This is a genomic window from Microbacterium sp. P03 (genome assembly GCF_043556235.1).
Taxonomy (GTDB): domain Bacteria; phylum Actinomycetota; class Actinomycetes; order Actinomycetales; family Microbacteriaceae; genus Microbacterium.
This window is the reverse complement of sequence record NZ_JBIGIM010000002.1, coordinates 440,845-454,063: the sequence shown is the minus strand read 5'-3', so window position 1 is coordinate 454,063 and position 13,219 is coordinate 440,845. Positions and strand designations below refer to the sequence as shown.

At 68.4% G+C, this 13,219-nt stretch carries 10 protein-coding genes; 3 read left to right on the top strand and 7 right to left on the bottom strand.

Features of this window, described 5'->3' with window-relative positions; all coding sequences use genetic code 11:
- Window positions 1-14: 14 nt before the first annotated feature.
- Entirely contained in the window at window positions 15-881 is an 867-nt protein-coding gene (locus ACFXOO_RS09240) for a fumarylacetoacetate hydrolase family protein (RefSeq protein ID WP_394563383.1), read from the top strand.
- A gap of 61 nt (window positions 882-942) precedes the next feature.
- Here ACFXOO_RS09240 and ACFXOO_RS09235 read toward each other — a convergent pair whose 3' ends face one another.
- The 5 genes from ACFXOO_RS09235 to ACFXOO_RS09215 all read right to left on the bottom strand — a co-directional run bounded on the left by ACFXOO_RS09235 (window position 943) and on the right by ACFXOO_RS09215 (window position 5,693).
- Entirely contained in the window at window positions 943-1,395 is a 453-nt protein-coding gene (locus ACFXOO_RS09235; RefSeq protein WP_378840566.1) for a DUF4190 domain-containing protein, read from the bottom strand.
- Window positions 1,396-1,505: 110 nt separating this feature from the next.
- A complete protein-coding gene (locus tag ACFXOO_RS09230; protein WP_378840568.1) occupies window positions 1,506-2,984 on the bottom strand; it encodes an aspartate ammonia-lyase in 1,479 nt (492 codons plus the stop codon).
- A 147-nt stretch (window positions 2,985-3,131) separates the two neighbouring features.
- A complete protein-coding gene (locus ACFXOO_RS09225; RefSeq protein WP_378840571.1) occupies window positions 3,132-4,037 on the bottom strand; it encodes a phosphodiesterase in 906 nt (301 codons plus the stop codon).
- 67 nt (window positions 4,038-4,104) lie between these two features.
- On the bottom strand, window positions 4,105-4,431 hold the full coding sequence (locus tag ACFXOO_RS09220; RefSeq protein ID WP_378840701.1) for a peptidase: 327 nt from the start codon (window positions 4,429-4,431) through the stop codon (window positions 4,105-4,107).
- Window positions 4,431-5,693: an inorganic phosphate transporter gene (locus ACFXOO_RS09215; RefSeq protein ID WP_394563407.1), complete on the bottom strand. Its 1,263-nt coding sequence runs from the start codon at window positions 5,691-5,693 to the stop codon at window positions 4,431-4,433. The genes ACFXOO_RS09220 and ACFXOO_RS09215 overlap by 1 nt, the downstream gene beginning before the upstream one ends.
- A gap of 247 nt (window positions 5,694-5,940) precedes the next feature.
- On the opposite strand from ACFXOO_RS09215, the gene ACFXOO_RS09210 reads away from it, so the two are divergent.
- Both ACFXOO_RS09210 and ACFXOO_RS09205 read left to right on the top strand, forming a co-directional pair.
- Entirely contained in the window at window positions 5,941-7,533 is a 1,593-nt protein-coding gene (locus ACFXOO_RS09210; protein WP_394563382.1) for a molybdopterin-dependent oxidoreductase, read from the top strand.
- A 96-nt stretch (window positions 7,534-7,629) separates the two neighbouring features.
- Window positions 7,630-9,756 carry a S9 family peptidase gene (locus tag ACFXOO_RS09205; protein ID WP_378854100.1) on the top strand — a complete coding sequence of 709 codons (2,127 nt, stop codon included), beginning with the start codon at window positions 7,630-7,632 and terminating at the stop codon, window positions 9,754-9,756.
- A 94-nt stretch (window positions 9,757-9,850) separates the two neighbouring features.
- On the opposite strand, the gene ACFXOO_RS09200 is transcribed toward ACFXOO_RS09205, so the two are convergent.
- Both ACFXOO_RS09200 and ACFXOO_RS09195 read right to left on the bottom strand, forming a co-directional pair.
- Window positions 9,851-10,879: a 6-phosphofructokinase gene (locus ACFXOO_RS09200; protein ID WP_378840578.1), complete on the bottom strand. Its 1,029-nt coding sequence runs from the start codon at window positions 10,877-10,879 to the stop codon at window positions 9,851-9,853.
- A 105-nt stretch (window positions 10,880-10,984) separates the two neighbouring features.
- Window positions 10,985-13,153, bottom strand: coding sequence for a DEAD/DEAH box helicase (locus ACFXOO_RS09195; protein WP_378840581.1), 2,169 nt, complete (start codon window positions 13,151-13,153; stop codon window positions 10,985-10,987).
- Between the last annotated feature and the right edge of the window lie 66 nt (window positions 13,154-13,219).

Here is a 13,219-nt window from a genome sequence, read left to right as displayed (position 1 = left end):
GGTAGCGTGGAGTCATGCGCTTCGCCCACGTGATCCCCTCGGGGGCAGTTGAGCCGCGACTGGCACTGGTGATCGATGACGATGCGATCATCGTCGAGAGCCTCTTCGCCGGCGCGCCCCGTTATCTCGAAGAACTGATCCCCGGCGGCGACGAGCTGCTCGCACGCGTCCGAGACGCCGCGGAGCACACCGGCACGCGGCATCCGCTGTCGAGGGTCACTTTCGCGTCCGCATCGCGCACGCCCCCGACGATCCTCGCGATCGGACTGAACTACTCCGCGCATTCCAGCGAGCTGGGGCTGAAGACCGACTCCGCGCCGACGGTGTTCGTCCTGTGGCCGAACTCGCTGACCGCCCACGAGGGGGTCACATCGTGGCCCCGCTCGCTGAGCGAGTCGGTCGACTACGAGGCCGAGCTGGGGGTCATCATCGGGGCTCCGGCGAAGGACGTGTCGGCCGAAGATGCGCTCGATCATGTCTGGGGCTACACGGTGGTCAACGACATCACCGCGCGTGACATCCAGTTCTCTGAGGCGCAGTGGTGCCGATGCAAGTCGTTCGACGGATTCACGCCCACGGGGCCGTTCGTCGTCACCGCCGACGAGATTCCCGATCCGCAGGATCTGCATATCTGGGCCGTCGTGGACGGACACACCGTGCAGGACGCATCCACGGGGCAGATGGTGCGATCGGTGCCCACGCTGATCGCCCACCTGTCGCAGTCCGTCACTCTTCTGCCGGGAACGCTGATCTCGACCGGCAGCCCCGGCGGCGCCGGGTACTCGCGAGACCCTCAGATTTTCCTGCGCGATCGTTCGACCGTCACCGTCGGCATCGACGGCATCGGTGAGCTGACGACCCACTGCCGCATCCTCGACTGACGGAAAACGCATCGGCGCCCCGACCGCGCGGTCAGGGCGCCGATACGTCGACGTGCCGGGTCTAGCCGTCGATCGACGCGCAGTCGACCTCGACGCCGCGCACGACGACGGTGCCCGCGAAATTCGCAGCCTGGCACGCCTGCGCCGCTTCGACACCGAACGTGACGGCCGGGATGATGAACGCGAACACGACGATCAGGCCGATCACGATCGACAGCGCCCCGATGATGATCGCCCACACGGCCGGAAGGTTGCGCACTCCGGCCTTGCGGCTCTGCACCAGCGCCACGATCCCGAGGATCAGTCCGATGAGATTGAAGAAGAACGCCACGATGAGCGCGACGATACCGAGCGTCTTGCCGGGTACGGGTCCCGAGGGCGCCTGACCCGATGCTCCGTACGCGGGGGCGCCGGAGCCGTAGGCGGGCGCAGCGGATGTGCCGTAGGCCGAGCCCGGCTCGGGCGCCGGCGGCGGGGTGTACTGCGGGGGCTGTGAGTTGTCGGGCGTGGTCATGGTGCGATCCTCCGGTGGCTGAGAGTGGTCCCTCACACGCTAGCGGCTGCGTGCGCGCGCACGACAGAGCCGCGCGGAGCCGGTGACGGCGGAGGACCGGCCGTGATCGCTCAGCGCCCGCTCGGCGGATCCGAGACGACGTTCTCCGCCGGCTGCACGATCGGGATCGCCGCAGTGATGGCCTCGAGTCCCGAGAGCCGGGCGGGCGAGAGCTGCTTGGTGACCTCGTCGCGCGACATCAGCCCGCCCTCGACCACCAGATCGGCGACGTTGTGGCCGGTGAGCAGAGCGGTCTTGGCAAGCGCCGCCGCCGCTGCGTATCCGATGAACGGGGTCAGGGCGGTGACCACGCCGACGGACGCCCCCACCATCGCGCCCAAGCGCTCCCGGTTGGCCGTGATGCCCACCACGCAGTTCACGCGCAGCGTCCACATCGCCTGCCGCATCCAGGTGAGTGACTGGAAGATGGAGTGCGCGATCACGGGCTCGAAAGCGTTGAGCTGCAGCTGGCCGCCCTCGACCGCCATCGTCACGGTCATGTCGGCGCCGACCACCGAGAAGGCGACCTGATTGACGACCTCCGGGATGACGGGGTTGACCTTGCCGGGCATGATGCTCGAGCCCGCCTGGCGCGCGGGGAGGTTGATCTCTCCGAACCCCGCCTGCGGGCCGCTGGAGAGCAGCCGGAGGTCGTTGCAGATCTTGGAGAGCTTGATGGCATTGCGCTTGAGCGACGCCGAGAACGACATGAACGAGCCGGTGTCGCTGGTGGACTCGACCAGGTCGAGCGACGTCTCGAGGTCGAGGCCGGTGATCTCACGGAGGTGTCTCAGCACCGACTTGCCGTAACCGGGGTGGGTGGTGATCCCCGTACCGATGGCCGTGGCCCCCATGTTGATCTCGAACATCAGATAGGCATTCTCGGTGAGACGGCTGTAGTCCTCACCGAGTGTCGTGGCGAACCCGTGGAATTCCTGACCGAGCGTCATCGGCACGGCGTCCTGGAGCTGGGTGCGGCCGACTTTGAGCACGTCGTGGAACTCGACCGCCTTGTCGAGGAACGCCTGGCGCAGGAGCGCGAGCTCTTCGAGAAGCCCGCGAAGGGTGAGCGAGAGCCCGACCTTGACCGCGGTCGGGTAGACGTCGTTCGTGGACTGGCTGCGGTTGGTGTGGTCGATCGGCGACAGGAAGGCGTAGTCGCCCTTCTGGCGCCCGGCCAGTTCGAGCGCGATGTTGGTGATGACCTCGTTCGCGTTCATGTTCGTCGACGTGCCCGCACCACCCTGGATGACACCGACCACGAACTGGTCATGGTGCTCTCCGTCGATGACGAGCTGCGCCGCCCGCTCGATGAGATCGGCCTTCTCCTGGTCGAGCACGCCGATCTCGGCGTTGGCGCGAGCGGAGGCCTGCTTGACCATGGCGAGCGCGATGATCAGGTCGGGGTACACCGAGATCGGCCGCTTCGCGATCGGGAAGTTCTCGAGCGCCCGTGCGGTGTGGATCCCCCAGTACGCGTCCGCGGGGATCTCGAGGGAGCCGAGCGAATCGGTCTCCGTGCGGGTGCCGGTCATGGTGGTCACAGCCATTCGATCGTCCTTGTGGGTCACGTCGTCGTGCAGGGGATGCGTCGAGCCTAACCGCCCACCCCTGCGACGCCCGCTGTACGCGGCGTACACCTTCGCGTGGGCTGCTGTGCTCGAAGTCCTCCGCGCGCCGGATGCAGGAGGCGGCGGTCACCGCTTGCGCGAGAAGGCCTCCAGGCGCTCCTCCGGAGTGAGCCGAGACATCCGCTCGGTCCATTCGGGCGTGAAGAACTCCGCGGTGGGTGCGTCGATCACCGGTACGACAGCGTGGGTGATCGTGTCGTCGTACACGTGCACGAGGTGGAACGACTGTCCGGCATCCATGCCGTTCACCTCCGCGGCCGGCCGTTGGAGGTTCATCGTGTAGCACGTGGCGGCGGCCACGCTCACGGGCACGCCCGCGAACGTTCCACTCGTCGAGTAGTGCAGATGGCCCGCCAGGATGCCGCGCACGTCGGTGCCCGCGACGACATCGGCGAAGCGCCCCTGATCGCGCAGCTCCAGGATGTCGAAGAAGGGCAGGTGGCTGGGGAGCGGCGGGTGATGGAGCGCCAGGAGGGTCCCCAGGGGTGCAGGCTCGGCGAGTTCGGAGCGCAGCCACTCCAGCTGCTCGGCGTCGAGATCGCCGTGATGCCAGCCGGGCACGGTGGAATCGAGGGCGATGAGGCGCAGGCCGCCGAGATCCCAGACGCCGACGATGGGGTCGTCCGTGGGTTCGGCGTCGAGGAGCTCGCGCCGGAGCTCGGGCCGTTCGTCGTGATTGCCGGCGACCCACACGACGGGGGCTCCCAGACGTGCGGCGAACGGCTCGACCTGAGCGCGCAGCGCGCGGTATGCCTCCGGCTCGCCGAGATCGGTGAGATCGCCCGTGAAGACGATGGCGTCGGGGCGCACACCGCTGCGCTCGACGGCGGCGAGCGCACGGGCGAGATTGCCGGCGGTGTCGTAGCGCTCGCCGAGCGGCCGATTGCCCCCCATCAGATGCGTGTCGCTGAGGTGGACGATCGTCCGCCGCGCCGGCGGGTGCTGACCGAAAAGAACGGATGGCTCATCCATGGGATCAGCCTAGACATGCCCTCCGACCTCGGCCGGACGACCGGCCCCGCCGTCGTGCGGTCGGACGTCAGCCCCACACGATCAGCAGCAGCCCCGACAGCACCGCGAGCGCGCAGAGGGCGAAGCATCCCCACGCCCCGAGCAGGGCGAGTCGCTTCTGACGCTCGGTGAGCGGGTTCTTCCGCGCGGCTTTCGCCGCACGTTTCGCCGCGCGCTGCGCGTGAGTGGGCGAGATCACGGTGATCGCGTCGGTGAATTCGGCCGGGGCGACGACAGGGACGCGGCCGGCGAGCACCAGCAGCCGCAGCCCGAGCGAATAGAACCCGACGACGAGCACCGAGCCCACGAGCGCGGCCGCGAACACCTGCACGAAAGCCCACCAGTCGATCACCATCACCGCGTCCCCTTCGTGCCTGATCGTTCGCGGGCGCGCTGCCGGCGGGTCGGCGGGGGGTTGCGCGTGACCTTGATCGCCCGTCCGGAGTCGGCGACCTCGCTCATGGCATTGCTCGCGTCGACCTTGTCGCGGCGGGAACGTCGGAACAGGAACAGGATGACGGCGACGGCCAGGACTGCGTCGATCAGGATGCCCCAGGTACCACCCCACACGACGATGAGTGCTGCGACGGCGCCCACCGCTCCCGAGGCCGGGAGCGTCAGCAGCCATCCGACGGCGATACGACCGACGGTCTTCCACCGCACGGTCGAACCGCGGCGACCGAGGCCCGATCCGATCACCGAGCCCGACGCGACCTGGGTGGTCGAGAGGGCGAATCCGAGCGCGCTCGAGGCGAGGATCGTCGCAGCGGTCGACGTCTCGGCCGAGAATCCCTGCGCGGGTTTAACGTCGGTCAGGCCCTTCCCGAGGGTGCGGATGATCCGCCATCCGCCCGTATACGTGCCCAGCGCGATCGTGAAGGCGCAGGCGAGGATGACCCACAGCTGCGGATCGGCGTCGGCGGAGTTCTGCCAGCCGACCGTGATCAGAGCGAGCGTGATGACGCCCATCGTCTTCTGCGCGTCGTTCGTGCCGTGTGCCAGCGCCACGAGCGAGGACGTGAAGATCTGACCCCACCGGAACCCGTCGCGACCGTCGGGCTTCGAGTCGTATCGGCGCGTCAGGGCGTACGCCATCCTCGTCACGAGGAACGCGATCACCCCTGCGGTGAACGGGGCGATCAGCGCAGGCAGGATCACTTTGCTCATGACGATGCCGAAGTCGATGGCCATGACCCCGACGCCGACGACGGTCGCGCCGATCAGACCGCCGAAGAGGGCATGCGACGAGCTGGACGGCAGACCGAGCAGCCACGTCAGCATGTTCCAGGTGATCGCCCCGATCAGGCCGGCGAAGATGAGAGCGGGGAATACCGTCGCGGAGATCTGATCCTCACGGATGATCCCGTGCGAGATGGTCTGGGACACCTCGGTGGAGAGGAACGCACCCACAAGATTGAGGGACGCCGCGAGAAGCACCGCGACCCGCGGCTTCAGCGCGCCCGTGGCGATGGGCGTCGCCATGGCGTTCGCCGTGTCGTGGAACCCGTTGGTGAAGTCGAAGAACAGCGCCAGTGCGATGACCAGCACGATGATCAGAACTGTGGAGTCCACCGGTCGCTTTCGATGTCTGAGAGAAAGGGATGGTGCCGAGCACATCGGCTTGGCGAACGAAGTGTTCACCTGGAGTTCACAGTCCCGTCACCCGGGACAGGAGAATCCTTCCACACTCCTCGCGAGAGCGGGACTCGGGAGGTGTGCACCCGGTGACCCCGCGGCCGGTCGCGTCCAACGCGACGCCCGACCCGGTCGATCTCAGCGCGGCGCGGCGCGGCGCGGACAATCCGATCGCGCACGGGCGGCGAATAGGTCTCAGCACCGCGAACCGACCGAGAGGCTGCACCCCATGTCCACGAGGCGATCAGCCCTCTTCATCTTTCTGGCGGCGGTGGCAGGTGTCATCTCGGCAGCGGCGTTCCTCGCCGCAGCCGAACTGGTCGCCCTCCTCGTGGCCTCCCAGGCGAGCCCGCTCCTGGCCGTTGGATCGTTCGTCATCGACATCGTCCCCCAGCCCTTGAAAGAGTTCGCCATCTCGACGTTCGGTGAATACGACAAGATCGCGTTGCTCGCCGGTCTCGGACTCGCCGTCGTCGTGGCCGCGGCCATCGCGGGCGTCCTGCAGTACGTGCGCCCTCCGCTCGGCGCCATCGCGCTGGGCGTCGCCGGTGTGCTGTCAGGCGCCGCCGCGTTCACGCGGGCGGGCGCCGGCATCCTGTCGATCCTCCCTTCGCTCGCCGGACTCGTCGCAGGTGTCGTGATGATCGTCCTGCTGGTGCGTCGGCTGCGCGCCTGGCGCGCCGACGCGCCGGCCGGCCGGGCTCCGTCCTCCGCCACCGCATCCGCGGACAACCCCGATGCCCGCACGACGCACCCGAGTCGACGGTCGTTCCTCTCCCTGGCCGGCATCACCGCGGCCGCCTCCGTCGTCGTCGGTGTGGGGGCGCGCGTGGTCTCGGCCACGACATCGTCCATCGCCTCGGTCCGAGAGGCTCTCCGTCTCCCGGCGCCGAAGTCGACCGTGACCATTCCGGCCGGCGCTGAGCTCGACATTCCCGGCCTGTCGTCGCTGATCACCGACAACAAGGACTTCTACCGCGTCGACACGGCGCTCACCGTGCCCTCGATCGATCCCTCGACCTGGCGTCTCGTGATCGACGGAATGGTCGACGAGCGGATCGAGCTGTCCTTCGACGACCTCCTCGCGATGGGGACCGACGAGTTCGCCATCACCCTGACGTGCGTCTCGAACGAGGTCGGCGGACCGCTCCTCGGCAATGCCGTCTGGCAGGGCATCCCTGTGCGCGACCTGCTGAAGAAGGCGGGCGTGCAGTCGGGTGCCGACATGGTCCTGTCCACAAGTGTCGACGGCTACACCGCCAGCACGCCACTGGATGCGCTCACCGACGACGATCGCGACGCGATCATCGCGGTCGCGATGAACGGCGAGCCGCTGCCCCTCGAGCACGGATTCCCCGTCCGCATGGTGGTGCCCGGCCTCTACGGGTACGTCTCGGCCACGAAGTGGCTCACCGAGCTCAAGGTCACCACCTTCGCCGCCGATGAGGCGTATTGGACGCCCCGCGGGTACAGCGCCGAAGCGCCGATCAAGATGTCCTCGCGCATCGACACCCCCCGCACGGACGCGCCCGTCACGGCGGGCCCCGTCAAGATCGCCGGAATGGCGTGGGCGCAGACGGTCGGCATCGCGAAGGTGGAGGTCTCGATCGACGACGCCGATTGGCAGGGCGCCACGCTGTCGACCCCGATCAACGCCGATACGTGGGTGCAGTGGTTCGTCGACTGGGATGCGTCGCCGGGAACGCACTACATCGCGGTGCGTGCGACCGACAAAGCGGGCCAGCTGCAGATCGAGGAGCGTGCGGCGATCGCGCCCAACGGCTCATCGGGGTGGCAGCGCACCCTCGTCACCGTCAGGTAGCCGGCGGGCAGCGTCTCGAGTCGTGATCGGCGCTCGCCGATCGGGTCGGGGGCGAGCTCCGGGCCGCGGCCGACGGGCCTCGACTAGCGTGGAGTGGTGACCGACACAGAGCCGCAGGTCGCGGCATCCCTCGTCCCCCCCACCACCCGCCGAGAGCCGTTCACGCGCTCGCACCACGGCGATGACGTCGAAGACGCGTACGAGTGGCTCCGCGAGAAGGACGACGCCGACGTCATCTCGCATCTCGAGGCGGAGAACGCCTACACCGAGCAGCGCACCGCACACCTCTCAGGGCTGCGCGAGAGCATCTTCCGCGAGATCAAGGACCGCACGCTCGAGACCGACCTCTCTGTGCCGTCCCGTCGGGGCGACTGGTGGTATTACGGTCGCACCGTCGAGGGGCAGCAGTACGGCATCCAATGCCGCGCCCCGATCGCGGCGCCCGACGACTGGACTCCCCCGGAGCTCTCGCCGGACGTCCCCGTCCCCGGTGAGCAGGTCCTGCTCGACAGCAACCTGGAGGCGGAGGGCACGGACTTCTTCTCCCTCGGGGCGTTCGACGTCTCCGATGACGGGCGGCTCATGCTCTTCGGCGTCGACACCAGCGGCGACGAGCGCTACACCGTTCGCGTGCGCGACCTCGACACCGGAGCGCCCCTGCCCGACGTCATCGTCGAGACATCATCCGGCGCGCAGTTCTCCCCCGACGGTGCATCGATCATCTACTCCACGGTCGACGACAAGTGGCGACCCGACACCGTGTGGAATCACATCGTGGGCACGGACGCCGCCGCCGACGTGCAGCTGTTCCACGAGCCCGATGAGCGGTTCTGGCTGGGTGCGGGCTTCACGCGCAGCGACAAGTACCTCGTGATCGGGATGGGATCATCCATCACGTCCGAGGACTGGCTCGTGCCTGCCGACGATCTGAGCGCCACTCCGCAGGTCGTCTGGCCGCGCAAGGAAGGGGTCGAGTACTCCGTGGATCACGCCGTCCTCGACGGGGAGGACGTTCTGCTCATCCTCCACAACGACGGCGCCCTGGACTTCGAGCTCGTGCGGGTCGCGGCATCCGACCCTCAGGGGGAGCGCGCGGTGCTCCTGCCCCACACCGGCGGCACCCGACTGATCGAGGTCGACTGCTTCCGCGACTTCGCCACGGTCGAGTACCGCCGCGAAGGCCTGTCGCGCATCGGCCTGCTCGACTACCAGACGGGTGCCGTCGACGACCTGCAGTTCGGTGAACCGCTGTACGCCGCCGGCTTCGGCGGCAACCGCGAGTGGGCGCCGCCGCTGCTCAGGGTCGGCTACGGCTCGTTCGTGACGCCGTCGACGGTCTACGACTACGACATCGCGACGCGAGAGCTGTTGTTGCGCAAGCGCCAGCCCGTGCTCGGCGGATACGACCCGGAGCACTACGCGCAGGCACGCGTCTGGGCGACGGCCGCCGACGGAACCGAAGTGCCCCTGTCGCTCGTCTGGAAGCGGTCATTCGGCCCGGCCGGCGACGCGCCTCGACCACTTCATCTCTACGGGTACGGTTCGTACGAGCACTCGATCGACCCGGCGTTCTCGATCGCGCGTTTGTCGGAACTCGATCGTGGAGTCATCTTCGCCGTCGCGCACGTGCGGGGCGGTGGCGAGATGGGCCGCCAGTGGTACGAGGACGGCAAGCTGCTCCACAAGCGCAACACGTTCACCGACTTCGTCGACAGCGCCCGGCATCTCATCGCCGAGGGCTACACGACTCCCGAACGCCTCGTCGCCGAGGGCGGATCGGCCGGCGGGCTGCTGATGGGCGCCGTGGCCAACCTCGCGCCCGAGCTGTTCGCGGGCATCCTGGCCGAGGTCCCGTTCGTCGACGCGCTCACGTCGATCCTCGACGAGGACCTGCCGCTCACCGTCATCGAATGGGACGAGTGGGGAGATCCGCTGCACGACGCCGAGGTGTACGCGTACATGAAGTCCTACACCCCGTACGAGAATGTGCGCGCGGACGTCGACTATCCGAAGATCCTCGCGGTGACCTCGCTGAACGACACCCGGGTGCTGTACGTCGAACCGGCGAAGTGGGTCGCCCGCCTCCGCGAGGTCGGGGCCGACGCGCTGTTGAAGTGCGAGATGGTCGCGGGCCACGGCGGGGTCTCCGGGCGCTACAACTCCTGGAAGGAGCGGGCCTTCGAGCTCGCCTGGCTGCTCGACACCCTCGGGCTGGCGGACTGAGCGGGGAGCGGATGCCGCGGCCGCGGCATCCGCTCTTCTTCGTCAGTCCGCGGAATGTCCTGATCCGCAGCGGAAGTGACCGACCGGTCGGGTGTCAGCCGAAGAGCGCGGCGGCCTCTTCGTAGCGGTAGAGCGGAACCGTGTTGAGCTCACCGAGCGCCTCGGCGAACGAGACGCGCACGATGTCGGTGCCCTTGAGCGACACCATCTGACCCCACGCATCGTCTATCACGGCGTCGACGGCAGCCATCCCCAGGCGCGTCGCCAGCACACGGTCGAAGCCCGACGGCGAGCCGCCGCGCTGGATGTGGCCCAGCACCGTCGCGCGGGTCTCGATGCCGGTGATGCGCTCGATCTCGGGGGCGAGGATCTCGCTGATGCCACCCAGTCGCGGGCGGTTGAACGCGTCCATGCCCTTCACGCTGAAGGCCTCGTCCATGTCCTTGAGCTTGAACCCCTCGCTGACCACGATGAGCGGCGCGCGACCGCGGTCATGGGCTCGCTCGACGTGCGCGCAGACCTCGTCGATCGACATCGGCACCTCGGGGATGAGAATCGAGTGCGCACCGGCCGCCATGCCTGCGTGCAGGGCGATCCAGCCGACGTGTCGCCCCATGACCTCGGCCACCATGCAGCGCTGGTGGGAATCCCCCGTCGTGCGGAGGCGGTCCATGGCCTCCGTGGCGATGTTGACCGCGGTGTCGAATCCGAACGAGTAGTCGGTGGCCCTCAGGTCGTTGTCGATCGTCTTCGGGACGCCCATCACGTTGATGCCGTCCTTCGACAGCCGGTCGGCTGCAGCGAGCGTGCCCTCGCCTCCGATGGCGATGATCCCGTCGATCCGGTGGCCGTACAGCGTCTTCGCGATGTTCTCGGCCCCGCCGCGAACTCCGTCGTACGGGTTCGTGCGGCTCGTGCCGAGGATGGTGCCGCCCACTTTCGAGAGCCCCTTCACTTCGTGCCGGGTGAGGGGGAAGAAGTCGCCGTCCACGACGCCGCGCCACCCATCCCGGATACCGACGAACTCGACGTCGTGCGCGGTGGTGCCCTTGAGCACGGCGCCGCGGATGACAGCGTTGAGTCCGGGGCAGTCGCCACCGCTCGTGAGGATGCCGATCTTCATGGTGTGATCCTTGCTGCTGGGGGTCGGGTCGGCCACGCTGCCTCACCCGACATTAGCGCCGGATGCCTCGCCCCTGCCACAACGCCCGACCCGGGCGAGCCCCTCCTACGCGGCGCCGAGCGCCTGCCGCACGAGATGCATCAGGGCCGACAACTGCACGGAGTCGCTGGACTGAGGATCCACCGCCTCACCGTCGAGCGCGCGCGCCGCCAGACCCTGCTTGGAGTCGATCAGCTCGGCGATCTTCGTGTCGATCGTGTGCGCGGCGATGATCCGCCAGGCGGTGACCGGCTCGTCCTGCCCGATGCGGTGCACGCGGTCGATGGCCTGCGTCTGCTCGGCCGCGGTCCACGACAGCTCGGCCAGCACGACGTTCGATGCCGCCTGCATGTTCAGCCCGACACCGGCGGCGGTCAGCGAGCAGACCGCGATCCCGACACCCGGGTCGTTGTTGAAGGCATCGATCGCGTTCTGGCGCACCGTATTGGTCTGGTCGCCGCGCACCGAGATCGTGCGCAGCCCGGCGCCGGCGAAGTGCTTCTCCGCCGCATCCATCACGTCGATGTGCTTCGCGAAGAACACGACCTTGCCGACCGACCGCTGCAGCTGCACGGCATAGTCCGCCGCCAGCAGCGCCTTGGCCTGACCGATCTTGCGGACCATCGTGAAGACGTTCTCCGAACCGGTTCCGGCGGCTTTGGACTCCTCGAGCTCGTTGTGCGCGACGAGACGGACGATGTCGTCGTCCACTTCGCCGGGCAGCAGCCCACGATCGCCGCGCGCCTCGACGATGCGGCGGTAGCGGGCGGCGAGCCGCTCTCCGAGCTCGCGCTCGGCCTGACGAATGGAGCGGCCGAACTCGTCGTCCAGCTCGACGGGCAGGTCGGCGATGAGCTTGTCGGGCAGGTCGGCAGCGACGTCCTTCTTCTTCCGACGGACGATGCCCATCGAGATGACCGCGTCGCGGGCCTCGGGGTAGAACGCCTTGTCGGCGGGGGTGAGACCGGTCGCGTCGAGCTTCTCCATGAGCTCGGGCCCCGGCTTCTCGCCGTTTGTCCACCCGAGGAAGCGCCAGATCGCGTCGAAGTCCTCGACGTCGTTGATCAGGGGCGTTCCCGTGAGTGCGAGCATGAGCGGATCGCGGACCTGCTCGCGGATGCGGGCACCGAGCGCGAGCACGTTCTGCGAGCGCTGGGATGACAGGTTCTTGATGAAGTGGGCCTCGTCGACGACCATCCCCTTCAGTCCGATCGAACTCAGCCAGGCGAGGTGCCGGTCGAGCACCTCGTAGTTGACGATGAAGACGTCGGCGAACGCATCGATCTGCTCGCCGTCCCCCTGGATGACGGTTGCGCGACGATGGGGCGTCCAGCGCTCGACCTCGCGCACCCAGTTCATCTTCACGACGTTCGGGACGACGGCGAGGAGGGGGTAGGCGTCGGCGACGGATGCCGCGAGCGCGGACTCGGCGGTCTTGCCGAGGCCGGGCTCATCGGCGAGCAGGAAGGAGCGGTGCCCCGCGCGCACGGCCTCGAGGAACCGTGACTGATGGGGCATGACTTCGAGCCCCCGGGGCGACAGGCGGTCGAATTCCGGCACCTCGGGAAGCTCCATCGAGGCTGCCGATCCCCCGGCGCCCGTCTCGAACGCCTTGTAGAGCGGACCCATCAGTTCCCACCCGTCGAGACGTCGGCGTGGTGTCTCCCGGGCGACGCGCATCGAGAGGTCGGGCGGCAGGAACGGGTTGGACTCGCGACGCGCGTCGACCTGCGGCGGGATGACCTGCCTCTGGGCGAGGGCGGGCGGCACGACGGGCGCGCTCGCGGGCGCGACATCCGTGATGATGAGCTCGTCGTCGGGAAGATCGGCGCCCGACTCGAGCAGCCAGTCACGCCGCATGCGACGGGCGACGGGCGACGCCGCCTGGTCGGCCTCCAGCAGCTGGATGAGCGACGTGTCGCGCGCGGCGGTCTTGGCGAGGATCGTGGCCACCCCGTCGAGGCGCTTGAGCAGCTCGGGGCGCGCACCGTCGGGCAGCGTGGTGTCGGCCTTGACTCGTGCGCGTTCCTCGCGCACGAGGAAGGCGATCACCTGGAACTTGACCCGATTGGTCGGACCGAGCTTGCCGTGCTGGGCTTTCGCCTCGACTTCGCGCACCTTGCGGGCGAGAATCGGAATGATGGGCGCTTCGTCGTCGCGCCGCGATGACGAAGGCTTCCTGCGCCTGTTACCGGAGTTCTGAGACTTCTGGCTGGCGGTTGCCGTGGTCGGCATGCTTCTCCTGAGCGTGAATGCCGGATGCTCCGGCGATGACCGGTCGGGACCGGTTCGGTCTGCGTG

What these genes read in the sequence shown, in the direction of transcription:
- ACFXOO_RS09225 (WP_378840571.1), bottom strand. Translation starts at nt 4,037, where the DNA reads ATGGATGAGCCATCCGTTCTTTTCGGTCAGCACCCGCCGGCGCGGCGG.
- ACFXOO_RS09235 (WP_378840566.1), bottom strand. Translation starts at nt 1,395, where the DNA reads ATGACCACGCCCGACAACTCACAGCCCCCGCAGTACACCCCGCCGCCG.
- ACFXOO_RS09200 (WP_378840578.1), bottom strand. Translation starts at nt 10,879, where the DNA reads ATGAAGATCGGCATCCTCACGAGCGGTGGCGACTGCCCCGGACTCAAC.
- ACFXOO_RS09195 (WP_378840581.1), bottom strand. Translation starts at nt 13,153, where the DNA reads ATGCCGACCACGGCAACCGCCAGCCAGAAGTCTCAGAACTCCGGTAAC.
- ACFXOO_RS09210 (WP_394563382.1), top strand. Translation starts at nt 5,941, where the DNA reads ATGTCCACGAGGCGATCAGCCCTCTTCATCTTTCTGGCGGCGGTGGCA.
- ACFXOO_RS09240 (WP_394563383.1), top strand. Translation starts at nt 15, where the DNA reads ATGCGCTTCGCCCACGTGATCCCCTCGGGGGCAGTTGAGCCGCGACTG.
- ACFXOO_RS09230 (WP_378840568.1), bottom strand. Translation starts at nt 2,984, where the DNA reads ATGGCTGTGACCACCATGACCGGCACCCGCACGGAGACCGATTCGCTC.
- ACFXOO_RS09215 (WP_394563407.1), bottom strand. Translation starts at nt 5,693, where the DNA reads ATGTGCTCGGCACCATCCCTTTCTCTCAGACATCGAAAGCGACCGGTG.
- ACFXOO_RS09220 (WP_378840701.1), bottom strand. Translation starts at nt 4,431, where the DNA reads ATGGTGATCGACTGGTGGGCTTTCGTGCAGGTGTTCGCGGCCGCGCTC.